Source organism: Nocardioides sp., assembly GCA_037045645.1.
GTDB lineage: Bacteria > Actinomycetota > Actinomycetes > Propionibacteriales > Nocardioidaceae > Nocardioides.
Genome location: JBAOIH010000001.1, coordinates 1,784,664 through 1,800,613, shown reverse-complemented (window position 1 = coordinate 1,800,613; position 15,950 = coordinate 1,784,664). Strand labels below are relative to the sequence as shown.

General features: G+C 66.4%; 17 protein-coding genes. 11 read left to right on the top strand and 6 right to left on the bottom strand.

Annotation, left to right across the window (positions count from 1 at the left end; genetic code table 11):
• Positions 1–2: 2 nt before the first annotated feature.
• The 4 genes from V9G04_08965 to V9G04_08950 all read right to left on the bottom strand — a co-directional run bounded on the left by V9G04_08965 (position 3) and on the right by V9G04_08950 (position 3,465).
• On the bottom strand, positions 3–746 hold the full coding sequence (locus tag V9G04_08965; GenBank protein MEI2713410.1) for a sirohydrochlorin chelatase: 744 nt from the start codon (positions 744–746) through the stop codon (positions 3–5).
• 87 nt (positions 747–833) lie between these two features.
• Positions 834–1,580: a phosphoadenylyl-sulfate reductase gene (locus V9G04_08960; protein MEI2713409.1), complete on the bottom strand. Its 747-nt coding sequence runs from the start codon at positions 1,578–1,580 to the stop codon at positions 834–836.
• Positions 1,577–1,744, bottom strand: coding sequence for a hypothetical protein (locus V9G04_08955; protein ID MEI2713408.1), 168 nt, complete (start codon positions 1,742–1,744; stop codon positions 1,577–1,579). Before V9G04_08955 ends, V9G04_08960 begins: the two co-directional genes overlap by 4 nt.
• Positions 1,741–3,465, bottom strand: coding sequence for a nitrite/sulfite reductase (locus tag V9G04_08950; GenBank protein MEI2713407.1), 1,725 nt, complete (start codon positions 3,463–3,465; stop codon positions 1,741–1,743). The genes V9G04_08955 and V9G04_08950 overlap by 4 nt, the downstream gene beginning before the upstream one ends.
• Before the next feature lie 329 nt (positions 3,466–3,794).
• On the opposite strand from V9G04_08950, the gene V9G04_08945 reads away from it, so the two are divergent.
• Positions 3,795–5,267, top strand: a complete 1,473-nt coding sequence (locus tag V9G04_08945; protein ID MEI2713406.1) for a glycine hydroxymethyltransferase — start codon at positions 3,795–3,797, stop codon at positions 5,265–5,267.
• 5 nt (positions 5,268–5,272) lie between these two features.
• Here V9G04_08945 and V9G04_08940 read toward each other — a convergent pair whose 3' ends face one another.
• Both V9G04_08940 and V9G04_08935 read right to left on the bottom strand, forming a co-directional pair.
• Positions 5,273–5,788, bottom strand: a complete 516-nt coding sequence (locus V9G04_08940; protein ID MEI2713405.1) for a hypothetical protein — start codon at positions 5,786–5,788, stop codon at positions 5,273–5,275.
• 10 nt (positions 5,789–5,798) lie between these two features.
• Positions 5,799–7,439, bottom strand: a complete 1,641-nt coding sequence (locus tag V9G04_08935; protein MEI2713404.1) for an acyl-CoA dehydrogenase family protein — start codon at positions 7,437–7,439, stop codon at positions 5,799–5,801.
• 17 nt (positions 7,440–7,456) lie between these two features.
• Here V9G04_08935 and V9G04_08930 point away from each other — a divergent pair, with 17 nt between their 5' ends.
• The 10 genes from V9G04_08930 to V9G04_08885 all read left to right on the top strand — a co-directional run bounded on the left by V9G04_08930 (position 7,457) and on the right by V9G04_08885 (position 15,512).
• The gene (locus V9G04_08930) at positions 7,457–8,434 is read left to right on the top strand and encodes a YihY/virulence factor BrkB family protein (protein MEI2713403.1); all 978 of its coding nucleotides are present in this window, start codon (positions 7,457–7,459) and stop codon (positions 8,432–8,434) included.
• 9 nt (positions 8,435–8,443) lie between these two features.
• A complete protein-coding gene (locus V9G04_08925) occupies positions 8,444–9,538 on the top strand; it encodes a potassium channel family protein (protein ID MEI2713402.1) in 1,095 nt (364 codons plus the stop codon).
• 90 nt (positions 9,539–9,628) lie between these two features.
• On the top strand, positions 9,629–11,044 hold the full coding sequence (locus V9G04_08920) for a site-specific integrase (GenBank protein MEI2713401.1): 1,416 nt from the start codon (positions 9,629–9,631) through the stop codon (positions 11,042–11,044).
• Positions 11,045–11,166: 122 nt separating this feature from the next.
• Positions 11,167–11,388, top strand: coding sequence for a helix-turn-helix domain-containing protein (locus V9G04_08915; GenBank protein ID MEI2713400.1), 222 nt, complete (start codon positions 11,167–11,169; stop codon positions 11,386–11,388).
• A 171-nt stretch (positions 11,389–11,559) separates the two neighbouring features.
• Positions 11,560–12,297: a hypothetical protein gene (locus V9G04_08910; protein ID MEI2713399.1), complete on the top strand. Its 738-nt coding sequence runs from the start codon at positions 11,560–11,562 to the stop codon at positions 12,295–12,297.
• A 27-nt stretch (positions 12,298–12,324) separates the two neighbouring features.
• Positions 12,325–12,903 (top strand): hypothetical protein, encoded by a 579-nt coding sequence (locus tag V9G04_08905; protein ID MEI2713398.1) that lies wholly within the window; start codon positions 12,325–12,327, stop codon positions 12,901–12,903.
• Positions 12,860–13,498, top strand: coding sequence for a hypothetical protein (locus tag V9G04_08900; GenBank protein ID MEI2713397.1), 639 nt, complete (start codon positions 12,860–12,862; stop codon positions 13,496–13,498). Before V9G04_08905 ends, V9G04_08900 begins: the two co-directional genes overlap by 44 nt.
• Positions 13,499–13,514: 16 nt before the next feature.
• Positions 13,515–13,781, top strand: a complete 267-nt coding sequence (locus tag V9G04_08895; protein ID MEI2713396.1) for a hypothetical protein — start codon at positions 13,515–13,517, stop codon at positions 13,779–13,781.
• A 150-nt stretch (positions 13,782–13,931) separates the two neighbouring features.
• Positions 13,932–14,450 carry a hypothetical protein gene (locus V9G04_08890; protein ID MEI2713395.1) on the top strand — a complete coding sequence of 173 codons (519 nt, stop codon included), beginning with the start codon at positions 13,932–13,934 and terminating at the stop codon, positions 14,448–14,450.
• A 63-nt stretch (positions 14,451–14,513) separates the two neighbouring features.
• Entirely contained in the window at positions 14,514–15,512 is a 999-nt protein-coding gene (locus V9G04_08885; protein ID MEI2713394.1) for a hypothetical protein, read from the top strand.
• The last annotated feature ends 438 nt before the right edge of the window (positions 15,513–15,950 follow it).

Here is a 15,950-nt window from a genome sequence, read left to right as displayed (position 1 = left end):
GCTCAGACGGGTACGAGTTCCACTGCGCCGACGGCATAACGCGCCAGAATGGTCCGGGCGACCTCCGGGTGTGGGCCGAGGGGATCGGAGACGGCCACGGCGCCGGCTTCCAGCGCCAGCTCCGTGGCCCGGTCGCACAGCGTCCCGGGAGCCAGGAACAACGACGCCACCGCGATGTGGCGACGCCCTTCGGCGCGGAAGGCTCGCACGGCCTCACCGGTCGCCGGGGGACTGGTCGAGGCGTACGCGGCGACGACGGGGAGCTTGTGGTGGGCACCCCACTGGCGCGCCAGTCGCGCGACGGCCTGATTCGCGAGCGGGTCGGACGAGCCGGCGGCGGCCAGCACGAGGGCGTCGAGTTCGCGTACGCGAGCAGCCGACAACGCCTCGCGCATCCGTACGTCGAGCACCTCCAGGAAGCGCGTCTCCAGGCCGAGTACGGAGGTCATCCTGATCTTCAGCCCCGGGTGAGCGGCCAGCGCCTCGGCAATCTTGTCCGGGACGTCGACCTTGGCGTGGTAGGCCTGAGACAGCAGCAGCGGCACCACGACGATCTCGTCGAACCCCGCACGTACGAGTTTGGCGACGGTCGTCTCGAACGACGGCTTGGAGAGTTCGAGGAATGCCGACTCGATCCGCAGGTCCGGTCGCTGATGGCGTACCTCAGCGACCAGTTGCGTGATCGTCGCGGCTGAACGCGGGTCGCGGCTGCCGTGGGCCAGAGCGATCAGAGCTGGAGCGGCCATCTCAGCGGTCTCCTTCGTGCGGCGTCGTGATGACGCGGGTGTTGAGGCTCGACGACGTTGTCGAGACGGTGGTGAGTAGCGGGTTGCTCATGCGTGGATCCCGCATTCGGTCTTGTTGGTGCCGGCCCAACGGCCGCTGCGGGGGTCTTCGCCCGGTGCGACGCGACGAGTGCAGGGGGCGCAACCGATGGACGGGTAGCCGTCGTACGCGAGGGGGTTGACCAAGATGCCGTGCTCGACGATGTAGGCCTCGAACTGCTCGTCGCTCCAGCGCGCGAGCGGCGACACCTTGACCTTGCCCTTCTTGGCGTCCCAACCGACGACGGGCGCGATCACCCGGTTGTGGGTCTCGGCACGGCGCAGGCCGGTGGCCCAGGCGTCGTACGTCGCGAGTGACTCGGCGAGTGGCTCGACCTTGCGCAACTTGCAGCACGTGTCGGGATCACGGCGGAAGAGTTCAGGACCGTACTCGGCGTCCTGCTCGGTCACGCTCTGTCGCGGCGTGATGGTGAGGACGTTGACCGGCAGCGTCGCTGCGACCGCGTCGCGGGTCCCGATGGTCTCCGCGAAGTGGTAGCCGGTGTCGAGGAAGACGACGTCGACGCCTGGCGCGACCCTCGAGGCGAGGTGCGCGAGCACGGCGTCACTCATCGAGGAGGTGACACAAAAGCGCGAACCGAAGGTCGCGACCGCCCATTCGATGATGTGCTCGGCCGGCGCGAGCTCGAGTTCGGCACCGACGTGGGAGATGAGAGCCCGCAATTCCTCGGGGGAGCGACCCTCTGTCATGGTGCCCCGAAAGGCGCGCGCTGCGCGGGTGGTGGCCGCGGTCACGAGGCACCGCCTTCACGAGCGGCGACCGGGCGGGTCAGCCCGAGGTACTTCACCGAGAAGGCGCGCAAGCACGACCGGCACTCCCACGCCCCGTGTGCCTCCTGCGGGAAGAGGTTCTCGTCTCCGCAGTAAGGGCAGTGGTACGGCACGGCGCGCCCGGTCATTGCTGGCTCGTCTCCGCCGGGCCCTCGCCACGCAGTTCGGTGTCGTCGGCACGGGCGGCCCAGGCGGCGAAGGTCTCCCCGGACTCGCGACCGGCCAGGTAGGCCGTCACCACGTTGGTGATGTAGTCGTCCAGTCCGTCGCTGGTCACCTTGTGTGCGCGCAGTTTGCGCCCGAAGGCGGGGGTAAGACCCAGTGCCCCTCCGAGGTGGACCTGGAATCCTTCGACCTGGTTGCCGTCGTCATCGAGAACGAGTTGTCCCTTGAGTCCGATGTCCGCGACCTGCGTACGCGCGCAGGCGTTCGGGCAGCCGTTGACGTTGACCGAGATGGGCGTGTCGAGTTCGGGGAAGCGCTTCTCGAGTTCGGTGACCAGGCGCCGAGCGCGCTCCTTGGTGTCGACGATCGCAAGCTTGCAGAACTCGATGCCGGTGCAGGCCATGGTGTTGCGTCGCCAGTTGCTGGGCCTGGACGTGAGTCCGATGCGCTCCAGGTCCTCGACGAGCGCTTCGGTGTGCTCTCCGGGCACTCCGATGACCACCAACTTCTGGTAGGCCGTCAGTCGTACGCCCGTTGCGCCGTGCTTGTCGACCAGGTCACCGAGCGCGGTCAGGGTCGTACCGTCGACGCGTCCGACGATCGGGGTCGCGCCGACGTAGAAGAGGCCGTCCTTCTGCTCGTGTACGCCGATATGGTCACCCTGCGAGGCGGGGGAGGCAGGGGAGGCCAACGACACCAGTTCCCGGCCCAGATACTCGGTCTCCAAGACGGTTCGGAACTTCTCCACGCCCCAGTCTGCGACCAGGAATTTCAGCCGGGCCTTGGAGCGCAGCCTGCGGTAGCCGTAGTCGCGGAAGATCCCGGCGACGCCCTCCCAGGCATCAGCAACCTGGTCGAGCGGGATCCAGACGCCGAGCTTCTGCGCCAGCATGGGGTTGGTGGACAGACCGCCCCCGACCCACAAGTCGAAGCCGGGACCGAACTCCGGGTGCACCGTTCCCACGAAGGACACGTCGTTGATCTCGGGGGCGACATCGTGCGACGGGTGCCCGGTCAGTGCGGTCTTGAACTTGCGTGGCAGGTTGGAGTACGCCGGGTTGCCGAGTGCGCGTCGCTTGATCTCAGCCAGTGCCTCGGAGCCGTCGATGATCTCGTCCTTGGCGATCCCGGCGACGGGTGAGCCCAGGAACGGGCGCGGGCTGTCGCCGCACGCTTCGAGGGTGGTGAGACCGACGCCTTCGAGCCGCTCCCAGATTGAGGGGACGCTCTCCACCTCGATCCAGTGGTACTGGATGTTGTTGCGGTCGGTGATGTCTGCGGTGTTGCGTGCGTACTGGGTGGAGGTCTCCCCGAGCGCCCGAAGCTGAGCGGGTCCGAGGATCTGCCCGTCCGTGCGCACCCGCATCATGAAGTAGCGATCGTCGAGCTCCTCTTCTTCGAGCGCGGCGGTCTTTCCGCCGTCGAAGCCCGGAGCCCGCTGGGTGTAGAGACCCATCCAGCGGAAGCGACCGCGCAGATCGGCAGGATCGATGGAGTCGAAGCCCCGGTGCGCGTAGATATTGACGATGCGCGCGCGCACGTTCAGGGCATCGTCGTCCTTCTTGGTCTGCTCGTTCTTGTTGAGCGGTTCGCGGTAGCCCAATGCCCACTGACCCTCGCCGCGCTTGGGGCGGGGGCGAGGTGTGCGTGTGGCGGCAGTCTGGGTCTCGGAGATGAGGGTCACGAGAGGGGGTCCTTCTTGTTTCGCTGATCCGCGCGCGACGGTGAGCGCGGTTGGGGCTGGATGGCGGTTCAGCGATGCCAACAGATCATGCTTCGCGTACGCCCGTAGTCCACGTGGCGACGGACCACTAGGAAGGCGTGTGTTGCGCGACTGACCATGTCAAGGAGTCTCAGGGTGCGGACGGGCGTTCCACAAGGTGGAATCTCATGCAACGAGACGGCCGTCTCGATCAATGAGACACGCAGCATGGAAAGGGGACCGGGTGTGACCCAGGCCATGCTTGGAATGGCCCGTATTCACCGCGCAGGCCGACCACTAGAGTGCGGCCCATGAGTCAGCTCCCCACACCCGACCTCAGCGGCCGCAGCTATGCCGACACCGCCAGCGAGGCCTACAACGCAGCACTCAAGGTGATCGAGACGGTCGAGCCGCGGATTGCCGAGGCCACCCGCCAGGAACTCGCCGACCAACGGGGCTCGCTGAAGTTGATCGCCAGTGAGAACTACGCCTCGCCGGCGGTCCTGCTGACGATGGGCACCTGGTTCAGCGACAAGTACGCCGAAGGCACCATCGGACACCGCTTCTATGCGGGCTGTCAGAACGTCGACACCGTCGAGTCGCTGGCCGCCGAACACGCGCGCGAACTCTTCGGCGCCGAGTACGCGTACGCCCAGCCGCACTCGGGCATCGACGCCAACCTGACGGCCTTCTGGTCGATCCTGGCGCACCGCGTCGAGGGTCCCTGGCTGGAGAAGTTCGGGGCGAAGAACGTCGACGAGCTCACCGAGGCGGACTGGGAGACGCTGCGGGCCGAGTTCGGCAATCAGCGCCTGCTCGGCATGTCCCTGGACGCCGGCGGTCACCTCACCCATGGCTTCCGCCCCAACATCAGCGGCAAGATGTTCCACCAGCAGCAGTACGGCACCGACCCGGAGACCGGTCTGCTCGACTATGACGTGGTCCGCGCGAAGGCGCGCGAGTTTCAGCCCCTGGTCATCATCGCGGGCTACTCGGCCTACCCGCGTCGGGTGAACTTCGCCAAGATGCGCGAGATTGCCGACGAGGTCGGCGCGACGCTGATGGTCGACATGGCGCACTTTGCCGGTCTGGTGGCGGGCAAGGTCTTCACCGGAGACGAGGACCCGGTGCCGCACGCGCACATCGTCACCACCACGACGCACAAGTCGCTGCGCGGCCCGCGCGGTGGCCTGGTGCTCGCCACGGAGGAGTACGCCCCGTCGGTCGACCGCGGCTGCCCGCTCGTGCTGGGTGGACCGCTGTCGCACATGATGGCGGCCAAGGCTGTTGCCCTGGCCGAAGCGCGCACCGCCGACTTCCGTACCTATGCCCAGAACGTCGCGGACAACGCCAAGACCTTGGCCGACGGGCTCCAGAAGCGCGGGGTCAAACTCGTCACGGATGGCACCGACAACCACATCGTGCTGCTGGACGTGAACTCGTTCGGTGTCACCGGGCGACAGGCCGAGTCCGCGCTGCTCGATGCCGGGATCGTCACGAACCGCAACTCGGTGCCCGCGGACCCCAACGGTGCTTGGTACACCTCGGGTGTGCGCATCGGCACCCCGGCGCTGACAACGCGCGGTTTCGGTGCCGACGAGTTCGACAAGGTGGCCGAGTTGATCGTGGATGTGCTGGCCAACACCCAGCCGGGCACCACCAAGGCGGGCGGCCCCTCCAAGGCGACCTACGCGCTGGCCGACGGAGTGGCCGACCGAGTGAAGTCGCAAAGCGCCGAGTTGCTGGACAAGCACCCGCTGTATCCCGGTCTCGTCCTGAGCTGACCCGGTCAGTCAGCCCGGACCGCGTCGATCTCCAGACGGACGTAGTCGATCACCGGCTCAGCCATCGCCAGTCTGACCTCCCGGACGAACTCGCGCGCCTGGCTGGGTGCCAGACCGACGACATAACTGCTCAAGCACACGGTTGCCAGGTAGGTCTCCATGAGAGCGGGGTCCTCCAGGCGCAGCGGGTCGGGGCGCAAGCGCACGGACTCGACCGTCCAGCCGTTGTCTTGCAGCGACCGCTGTGTCTCGGCGATTCCCGCGAACTCGACTCCCCACTTCTCGGTGCCCGTCACCTGGACCAACGCTGCGTTGAGGTGGGCGAGTTGGCCCTGGCCGCCGCAGTCACTGGTGAGCCGACCGCCCTCCCGGGTTGATGCGGCCAGGTTGGCGAAGAGCAGATCGTGGTCGGTGATCCAGTGGAAGGCCGCCAGTCGTCGTGCAGTGTCATCCGGTCGAGCACTCGCCGACCCCAGGCGACATGAGGCAGCGGCAGGGAGTCGTAGGTGGCTGCGTCCCATTCGTGCGGCATCAGAACTCCGGGGTCGTGCGGTCGACGAGGCCACGAAGGTCCCCGCCGGCGAGCATGCCGTATGTGCCGGAATGTCCGGCCAGCCGCGAGGCGCAGAACACATCGGCGACGTCGGGCGGGGCGAAACGCACCAGCAGCGAGCCCTGTAGACAGGCAGCCATCTGACCGGCCAGACGTCGCGCGCCCGACTCCCGGGCACCTGACTCGCCGAGCAACGCCAACGTCTCGTCGATCGCGCGATCCAAGCGAGCATCGGCTCCGCGTGCCAGCCCGACCTCGTGGATCCACGCTTCCAGGACCTCCGGCTCACGCGAGAGCGCGCGGAGTACGTCGAGCGCATTGACGTTGCCCGAGCCCTCCCAGATGGAGTTGAGCGGCGACTCGCGAAACAGCAGGGGCAGACCCGACTCCTCGACGTAGCCATTGCCGCCCAGGCACTCCAGCGCCTCGGCGACCATCGCCGGGGTGCGTTTGCAGACCCAGAACTTCGCCAACGGCAACGCGATGCGCCGCAGTGCCGCCTCGTGTGGGTCGTGCAGGTTGTCGACGGCCGAGGCCAGGCGCAGCGCGAGCGCGGTGGCCGCCTCGGATTCGACGGCGAGATCGGCGATCACGTTCTGCATCAGCGGCTTGTCCACGAGCAGCGAGCCGAAGGCCGCGCGGTGTGACACGTGCCAGGAGGCCTCGGCCAGTGCCCGGCGCATCAGCGACGCCGATCCCAAGACACAATCCAGACGGGTGGCCGCGACCATCTCGATGATGGTGCGCACCCCGCGCCCCTCATCACCCAGGCGCTGCGCCCAGGTGCCTCGGAACTCCAACTCCGACGACGCATTGGACCGGTTGCCCAGTTTGTCCTTCAGCCGCACCACGTCGAGTTGATTGCGGGTGCCGTCCGCCAACACGCGAGGCACTACGAAACACGTCACGCCGCCTTCGGTCTGGGCGAGGACGAGGAAGAGGTCGTTCATCGGCGCCGAGGTGAACCACTTGTGCCCGTGCAGCGCGTACCCGCCATCGTCGGTCGGCGTCGCCACGGTGATGTTGGTGCGGACGTCGGACCCGCCTTGCTTCTCGGTCATCCCCATTCCGGCCAGCGCCCCGAGCTTCGTCGACGCCTGCCGTACGCCCGGGTCGTACGAACGCGAGGCCAGCAGCGGCGTCCACTCCTTCGCGATCGCGTCGTCGACGCGCAGGGCGGGGATCGCGGCGTACGTCATCGAGATCGGGCAGCCGTGCCCAGGCTCGGTCTGGGACCACGCGAAGAACCCCGCGGCCCGGCGTACGTGCGCGTGCGGTGAGTCCGACTCCCAGGGCGCGGCCGCGAGCCCGTGCCCGATGCCGCGCTCCATCAGCCAATGCCACGAAGGGTGGAAGTCGACTTCGTCGATGCGGGCACCGAAGCGGTCGTACGGTCGCAGTGTCGGCGGGTGCTGGTTGGCGAGCAGGCCGTGCGTACGTGCCTCCTCCGTGCCCGCCTCGGCCCCCAGCGCGACCAGGTCTTCGAGGACCTCGGGCGATGCGTGGCGTACGACCGCCTCGCTCAAGGCGGCGTCGGAGGTGATGACGTTGTGTCCGGTGAGCGGGGGCGGCTGGTTGGTGACACGACGCAGTTCGGATACCGGTTCAGGCACGCTCATGCGGCTACCGTACGGCCATGGCTGGGGCGGGGGAGCAGGCGGACTCCGCCCCCGCCGACGCCGCCAGCCTGCTCGGGCGAGTGCGGCACACCCTGTGGCGCCTGATCGTCACCACGGTGGGTTCGTGTCTGCGCTATCGCGTGACCGGACTCGCCGCCGAGGCAGCATTCTTCGCCGTGTTGTCGATTCCGCCGCTGATCTTCGCCCTTGCCGGTGGCATCGGCTATGTGACCGATCAGTTCAGCGCCGCCCAGATCGCCGACGTGCGTGCCGCCATCCTCGACCTGGCCAGACAGGCCCTGACCGAACGTGCCGTCGCGCAGGTTATCGAGAAGACGCTCGATCAGGTCTTGGAGGGGCCTCGCTATGACGTCATTTCGATGGGTTTCGTTCTTGCGCTCTGGTCCGGGTCGCGTGCGCTCAACGTCTTCGTCGACACGATCACGATCATGCACGGACTGGGTGGCCATCGTGGGATCGTCAAGACCCGTGCGCTGTCCTTCCTGCTCTACATCCTCGCGGTCATAACCGGCGCGATTGCGATCCCGCTGGTCGTCGCGGGCCCGAGTCTGGTGGCGTCCGTGCTGCCGCGTCGCCTCGACTTCTTGATGTCGTTCTATTGGCCGACGGTGATCGTGGCGTGCATCTGCTTCCTGGCCACGCTCTATCACGTGGCGGTTCCGGTGCGTACGAACTGGGGCTTCAACCTGCCCGGTGCCACCTTCTCGCTTGTCGTGTGGGTGGGCGGCTCTTTCGTGCTTCGTTGGGTGTTGACCGTGACCGCTGCCGAATCTCGTTCGATCTACGGCCCGCTCGCAGCACCCATCGCCGTGCTCTTGTGGTTGTACGTCTTGTCGATCGCGGTGCTGATCGGCGCTGCGGTCAACGCCGCCTTCGATGAGGTGTTCCCGCAGAAGAGCACCACCCGCGCTCGCGAACAGCTGCTTGCCCGGATTCGTGACCGCCTCCCCACGTCGTGGCGGACCAGGGGATAGGTTGCCGCTGTGGCGCAACACCAGGCCGGGCAGGCCCCGCAGGCAGGAATGCTGTCGCTCCCGGATCGACAACGCTCGCCGTGGTACGAACTGACTCGCCGCATCCTGGCCTCGGTCTTCATCCTCGTGTTCACGGTGCTGTTGGTTTATCTCGACCGTCACGGTTACGTCGACAACAACGACCCCACCAAGAAGGTGGGGTTGATCGACGCGATGTATTACACGACCGTCACGCTGAGCACGACCGGCTACGGGGACATCACACCGGCCAGCGACTCTGCACGGCTGGTCAACGCCTTCGTGATCACGCCGTTGCGCATCGCGTTCCTGGTGCTGCTGATCGGTACGACGCTCGAAGTGCTCGCCAAGCAGGGCCGCGACATCATTCGCGTTGCTCGATGGAGGAAGAAGATGAACCACCACATCGTGATCGTGGGCTACGGCACCAAGGGCCGTAGTGCAGCGCAGACGATGCTGCGCAACGGCACCGCCAAAGAAGAACTGCTGATCATCGACCCGAGCGCGACGGCGAAGGGCGACGCCCAGGTCGACGGTCTGGCCATCTTCGAGGGTGACGCGACGCGGCGCGAGATATTGAAGCGCGCCGACGTGAACACCGCGACTCACGTCATCGTCACGACCGATGACGACTCACGCAACATGATGGTGACGTTGACCGTACGCGAGATGAACCCCGACGCCTCGATCATCGCGTCGGTGCGCGAGCAGGCCAACGTTCCCCTGATGCGGCAGTCCGGCGCTGACTCCGTCATCACCTCGTCCGCGGCCGTCGGCCGCCTGTTGGGCCTGTCATCGCTGTCGCCGTCGCTGGGTGCGGTGATGGAGGACCTGCTGACGTACGGCGAGGGTCTCGAGGTGGCCGAACGCGACATCCTGGTCACCGAAGTGGGCAAGACCCCGACCTCGCTGCCGGACCAGGTGATCTCGGTCGTACGCGACGAGAAGGTCTATCGCTACTTCGATCCGGTCGTGGCGCAGTTGAGCCGCGGAGACAAGCTCGTAGTCGTACGCCCGGCCAAGGAGCGCCCGTGGGCGCCACGTCCGGGGACGCACGGGGAACTCAAGTCGATCGAGGAGGAATGATCTCGGTGGGCGCTGCCGAGGCGGCAGAACTGTTGGGCATCACGCGCCAGCGCGTCCACCAGCCACGTCGGTCCATGGCTGGCGAGCGAGATGAAGCGCATCGAGAACGACCCCGAGGGCTGGACGCCGCCTCTGACCCGTCGTGCCGAGGCCGCCGCACGGGCCGAGGCGTCGAAGTTGCCGACGTTCGGCGAGTACGCCGATCAGTGGATTGCGACCCGCAAGAACAAGGGCGGCAAGCCGTTGGCCGCGAGGACACGCGAACACTATCACTCGTTGCTCACGCACTATGTCGCGCCGACGTTCGGGGCGCTGCCGCTGGACACGATCACGCCGGGCATGGTCAACGTCTGGTACGACACGCTGAAGGTGAAGCGCAAGCGCAAGACTGACACCGGCGAGACGACCAAGGCGCACGCCTACTCGTTTGGCCGCGCGGTGATGAACACGGCCACCAGCGCGCATGGGCCACTGGTGGGAAGGGTCAACCCGTTTGCGGTGCGTGGTGGCGGTTCCTCACCCAGCACCAAGCGCAGCGAGTTGGCCACCAGCGCACAGATGGAGGTCATCCTCGACACCATCCGGCCGCAGTGGCGTCTGCTGGTGCTGCTCGGTTTGTGGACTGGCCTACGGTACGGCGAGATCGTCGAGCTGCGGCGCTGGGATATCGACCTGGACGCGGGACTGATTCGCGTGCGGCGTGCGGTTTCGAGGTCGAGGTCCGAGGGCGTGAAGGCCAAGGGTCCGAAGTCCGAGGCGGGCAACCGCGACATGCACATTCCGGCCGTGGTCCTAGAGGACTTGCGCAAGCACCTGCACGGCAACGTCACTGGCCGCGAGGGGTTGTTGTTCCCCGGTACGAACGGTGGACACCTTGCGCCCAGCACGTTCTACGGCAAGGTGTCCTGCTCTACCTGCAAACTCATCCCCTCGACCTGCAAGCGGGCACAGAAAGACGGCAAACACACCAAGCACACCTTCGCGCCGCGGGAAAAGGGCTGGTACGCCGCACGGCAAGCCGCTGGCTGCCCGTCGCTGCACTTCCACGACCTACGCGCCACCGGTGCCACGCTCATGGCCCAACAAGGGGCCACCGACGCCGAGGTTCAGAAGTTCCTAGGCGACTCCACCCCCCAGGCCGCCCAACCCCTCGGCCGCCAGTGGCGCGTCCTGTCTCGAAAGCCCAAACGCGTGCGAGAGAAGTTCCAACTCCTCGAGGTTCGCTGCAGGGCGTGCGGTGACGTTGTCCTGGAGGTGCTGGACCTCGACCCCTGTCCCGACGTTGCGACACGGGGCCAGGATCGGGAAGGCCTCGGTCCTTTCACGCCGGGTGTTCCCAGACTGGCGAAGGGCTGGCGCCTGGCAGCGTTGGACATGAGTCCAGATCGCCGGCTGCGAACCGCCACCATCTACCGCGCAATGTGTCGCTGCCGCTCTGAACGTCATATCGGGCTCGATTGGATCTTGAACCAGTTGGAGGAAGGGGTCCAACACGCGACACGTTGAGGCCCGAATCGGGAGGTAATGGACTGCTAGTGTCGGCATCAACGTCATAGGCCGCTGAGTCGGCGGACGCTCGCGGAGGCAAAACGGGCGGCGAGCCAGACCCTGAAGAGGGTGGCTTCGCTATGTCCAACATCAATCAAGTTGCGTCGCGCTCAGAACTACGCCCCTGGCTGTCTCAAGCCGAGGCCGCCGACTACATCGGCGTAACCGACAGAACGATCCGCAACTACATCGCGCGCGGCCTATTGCCCGCCCGACGTGTCCGAGGTTCCCGGCTCATCAAGATCGACCGGGCCGACCTCGACAACATGCTGACCCCCATTCCGTCCGCGAAGGTCGGGTGAGCGCGTTGCTTGACGCCAACAAAAGCCGCCCCGGCGTGGGAACCGAGGCGGCCAAGAGTTCGCTGGCTGGCGACTTTCACAGTGTACCGAGCGACACCCCCCAAAGAGATCGACGAGTCAGCGGTCTGGCAGCCTGACGGCGAGCCAGTGTCATACGCCGACGCTCTGCCAGTGATTGTGCTCGAGCGGCCCGACGGTCTCGGTTTCATAGAGCCCCACCTCGACGTGATCGACGGGATCAACCACGGCAAACTCCAACGGCTCGTGGTGACCGCGATGCAGGCGTTCAAGCAGCGCGGCCTCAAGGGTGACCTGCCGGAGAAGGACGCCGACGGCAACGACATCGACTGGGCTCGCATCTTCGAACCTGCCCCCGGTGCCCTGTGGGACCTGCCCGAGGGCATCGACGTGTGGGAATCTGAACAGACCGACATCCGCCCCCTGCTGGAGGGCGAGAAGGCGGACCGCCGCGATTTTGCCGCCGTGACGATGACCCCGCTGAGCGTGTTCATCCCCGAGGGCGCGAACCAGTCCGCCGAAGGGGCCGCGTCCGCCAAGGAGGGCCACATCTCGTTGGCCCAAGACGAGATCGACGACATCGCACCCGCCGCGTCCATGGCGATGGTGCTGGCGCTCAAGGCCGAGGGCTACGACCTGGACGCCACCACCGTCGAGGTCAACTTCGCCCCACCCGCACTGGTGTCGCTCTCAGAGCAGTACGCCGCCGCCGTGCAGGCCAAGGGCACCGGAATGGCCGCGAAGACGATCATGCGCGAGATCCTCGGCTGGTCACCCGAGCAGATCCGCCAGGCCGAATCCGAGCTCGCGACCGAAGCGCTCACTGCGGCGCTGGCAGCCCCTGTCACACCGGACACGTTGGCGAGTGGCAGCGGCGAAGCCGCCGCGTAGCCGGGACGCCGCGACGTGCCCAACGGCATGGACCAGCAGATCCACACGATCCGCAACTACCAGCGACTTGTTGCGGATCTCCGGCGCCGATTGGTGGCGACTTCCCTGCGGGCCTGGACCAGCCGCGGCACCTACCACCGCACCGACGTCGACGCGTTCCTTCACCTGGTCATCCCGCAACTGATCGCCGGCAGGGCGACGACTGCACAACTGACCGACGTCTACCTGTCCAAACTCACCAACCAGACGCCCCAAGGCATCGACCCTGCCCTGCTCGGCTCGCTCCGTGGGGTGCCCGACGAAGTCGTGTACGCCAGGCCCTTCCAGCAGACGTGGCGCGCCTTGGCCAAGGGCAATGCGCTCGACACGGCGATCGACGCCGGCATGGTCCGCCTGGTCTCCCTCATCGAGACTGACATTCAGCTGGCGAAGCAGCACCAAGAGCAAGCCACGCTGACCCGGTCCAAGGTGAAGTTCTACCGCCGCGCACTCACCGGCGCCGAAAACTGTGCCCTGTGCGTGGTCGCCTCCACTCAGCGCTACCGAGTCGGCGTCCTGTCCCATGCACCCCGGTTGCGACTGCTCGGTCGCACCAATCCTCGGTGACATCGACCCCGGCGAGGTCCTCAACGCCGACCTGCTCGAGCAGATGCATTACGAGGTGGGCGACAAGTTTGGCGATGCCAACCGGGCTGGCCGCGCCGTGGCGATGCCAGACGGCAAGGTCGTGGACTACCAAGACATCCTCATCCGCGACCACGGCGAACTCGGGCCACTCCTCACCTGGCGTAAACACTCCACTGTCGGCCCGGGCGGGAAACTTCTGCCAGCCGAAGACACCCCCATCTTCAACGTGCCCCCAGCGCCGATGTGGCCTACAGACATAACGCCGATATCGCCCGAGCGCTGGTCGTACATTCTGTACGGCACCAGCAAGGGCAAGGGCGGGCATTCCAAACTCGCTCCGCACTACCCGACTATTCCTGGCAACAAGCGATCACACACCTATTTCGCCAACTGGCTTCCTGACGAAGTCATGCGCGCAATCGCCTACGTGGCCACCAAGCCCGAGGTCGACGTGGTCGATGGACCGAACGACCGGATCATCATCGGCAACTATCGGAAGAAGCGGATCCGTCTCGTCGTGTCGAGGGATGAAGGTGGCCAGTGGTACATCTTCAACTCGTACCCCATCGCGTAGAGCTAAGATTGCCCGCATGGACGAGACGCAGACCGCCCTGGCGCTCAACGCGCTGGTTGCCTCGGTGCGCACGTCCGAGCAGCGAGCCCTGGCCGATCAACTCGTGGCAGAGGGGCAGGAAGCATTCGTGATCAAGATGGGCCTGGGTCGGGCCATCCGGAATGGCATCGAAGTCCCCCGCGACTTGTTTGACGCCGCGCTGGAACACTGCGACCCGGTACTGCTGGCCGACCTAGGCGAGGGCCTCAAGGCGGTTCGCATAACTGAGCCGCTGGCCTCCTAGGCCATTCCCTCCGTTCAAACACCCCGTCTCTCGGCGGGGTGTTTGTCATTTCACTCTCGTTCTTCCCAGCCTCGCTTTCCCCGGGCTGGGCGGCACCGCACGGCAAACGGTCGTGACGGTGACCCCTTCACACCCGAAATGGGAGCACTCATGCCCGACGAAACGCCGGACACCAGCAACAACAGCAACCCGATCACGCTGCCTGACGATCACCCCCTGGTGAAGACGCTGGCCGCGCAGAAGGACCAGATCGCCAAGCTCAAGGCCGCCATCACGCCAGCCGACCAGCTGACCGCGTTGCAAGACAAGGCGAAGCGGTTCGACGAGCTCGACGCCGCCTCCAAGACCGAGGTCCAAAAGCTGCAAGACCAGCTCGCGGCCACGGCCAAGGAGCGCGATGGGTTCAATGCCAAGGTCGACGAGCACGACGCCCAGGCCGAGCAACTGCGAGTGCGTGACGAGGTCGCCAAAGCCAAGGGCCTGACCGCGTCCCTGCTGCGCGGATCCTCCAAGGAGGACTTCGAAGCCCACGCCGACGAGTTGATCGCGGCCGGGCTCAAGCCCGCCATCGCCCCACCCGCAGACGGGCAGGGCAACACCGGCACCCAGGTGTCGACCAGCGACGAACTGTCGCCCGACGAGGTCGCCAAGGCGGTCCTCGGACGCTGATCCACGCCGCCCACCCGCCAAGTGGTGGCTGCGGTTATCCACTCAACAGAAGGAGTAGCCACCATGGCGAACGTCTTCCAGAAGGGCACCAAGTTCGCGCAGAACGCGCTGGCCCTTCTCCGCCGCACGGTGAAGGCCCCCGGGCTGTTCACCACCAAGTACACCATCGCCGACTTCAAGGGCGCGGAGGGTGACGTCATCAACGTCAAGCGCCCCCCGGTGCTGCGGGCCCGCGACAAGGGATGGCGCAACAACAACGCGATCACCTACGACCGCCTCGTCCAGACCAAGATCCAGATCAAGCTGGACAAGCACCCGTACTCCGCAGTCGAACTCTCTCCCGAGGAATACACCCTCGACGAGATCGACTACTCCCGCGACGTGCAGGCGCCGCAGGTGCAGGCACTGCTGGACTGGTACGAGGACCTCGTCGTCGACGAGCTCGGTGCCGCCGACTACGTCTACGAGGTCACCTATGACCCCAATGCCGGCACCGCCACCGCAGCCGCGGCGAAGAAGTCTGATCCCCGCAAGGTTGCGTCGCGTGCCCGGAAGATCTTCCAGGATGCACATGTCCCGCTGACGGGCCGCTTCTGGCTGGTCGGGGTCTGCGGTGGCCGAGGCGATCCGCGATCACGACAAGCTTCTCGACTCGACACTTCCGGTGTGCCCGAGGCGCTGCGCGACGGGGTCGTCACGAAGCTGTCCGGATTCCTTGTCGTCGAGCTCGACGCGCTGGAGGAGGGCGAGTCGTACTTCGTGCACGAGTCCTGCCTTGCCATCGCCAACGTCGCCCCCGCGGTCCCGCCGCAGGGCGTCGCCGGCGGCGGTGTCGCGGCCGGGCACGGTCTCGCGCTCACCCAGCTGTGGGACTACGACTCCGACCACCTGAAGTCGCGGTCGATTGCCCCGAAATGCCAAGAAGCCCCGCCACCCAATCGGGCAGCGGGTCGGGCGTTTCAGGCGGGTTGTCCAATGCGGTTGCTGTCTGGTCCAGTGGGGCGCCGGGCCTGCTGGCTCGTGCTGATGCTGCTGTCGGGGTGGTGGCATGAGCTTGTTTGAGGCAATGGTTCGCGCGGCAGCAACTGTGCCGGGTATCGAGGATCCCAGGGTGCGGCAGAATCACGAGCCCTCGTTCTGGTTGCGCTGGCAGTTGGCCAGTCTCGATACCGACCTCGTGAGCGGGGACTTGACCTACTGCGGACATGAGGGGCCGCACCTAGTCGCCCTTTGGCACTCAGACCGTGCCGTCTGCGTGTCTTGCGCAGGCGGCGAATTGGACTTGTCGGGAACCGCGGAGGATTGCCGGTGCGACCGTTGCGGAGAGTACGCAGACCCGATTGAAGTCTGTCTGGTCGGCGCCCCTCGGTTCCTCGTCGCATTCGGTCTATGTGGGAACTGCGCAGCACGGGAGGTCATCAGATGACCGTCAGGACCCCGCTCGAGCTGGCGCGAGAGCTGGTGAGCTACGGCATTCCGGTCGTCGTGTGCCGCCCGAAT

Coding starts and splice junctions, on each gene's coding strand:
- V9G04_08905 (MEI2713398.1), top strand. CDS start 12,325: ATGGACCAGCAGATCCACACGATCCGCAACTACCAGCGACTTGTTGCG.
- V9G04_08885 (MEI2713394.1), top strand. CDS start 14,514: ATGGCGAACGTCTTCCAGAAGGGCACCAAGTTCGCGCAGAACGCGCTG.
- V9G04_08920 (MEI2713401.1), top strand. CDS start 9,629: ATGAAGCGCATCGAGAACGACCCCGAGGGCTGGACGCCGCCTCTGACC.
- V9G04_08965 (MEI2713410.1), bottom strand. CDS start 746: ATGGCCGCTCCAGCTCTGATCGCTCTGGCCCACGGCAGCCGCGACCCG.
- V9G04_08900 (MEI2713397.1), top strand. CDS start 12,860: ATGCACCCCGGTTGCGACTGCTCGGTCGCACCAATCCTCGGTGACATC.
- V9G04_08945 (MEI2713406.1), top strand. CDS start 3,795: ATGAGTCAGCTCCCCACACCCGACCTCAGCGGCCGCAGCTATGCCGAC.
- V9G04_08890 (MEI2713395.1), top strand. CDS start 13,932: ATGCCCGACGAAACGCCGGACACCAGCAACAACAGCAACCCGATCACG.
- V9G04_08895 (MEI2713396.1), top strand. CDS start 13,515: ATGGACGAGACGCAGACCGCCCTGGCGCTCAACGCGCTGGTTGCCTCG.
- V9G04_08955 (MEI2713408.1), bottom strand. CDS start 1,744: ATGACCGGGCGCGCCGTGCCGTACCACTGCCCTTACTGCGGAGACGAG.
- V9G04_08930 (MEI2713403.1), top strand. CDS start 7,457: ATGGCTGGGGCGGGGGAGCAGGCGGACTCCGCCCCCGCCGACGCCGCC.
- V9G04_08915 (MEI2713400.1), top strand. CDS start 11,167: ATGTCCAACATCAATCAAGTTGCGTCGCGCTCAGAACTACGCCCCTGG.
- V9G04_08940 (MEI2713405.1), bottom strand. CDS start 5,788: ATGGGACGCAGCCACCTACGACTCCCTGCCGCTGCCTCATGTCGCCTG.
- V9G04_08935 (MEI2713404.1), bottom strand. CDS start 7,439: ATGAGCGTGCCTGAACCGGTATCCGAACTGCGTCGTGTCACCAACCAG.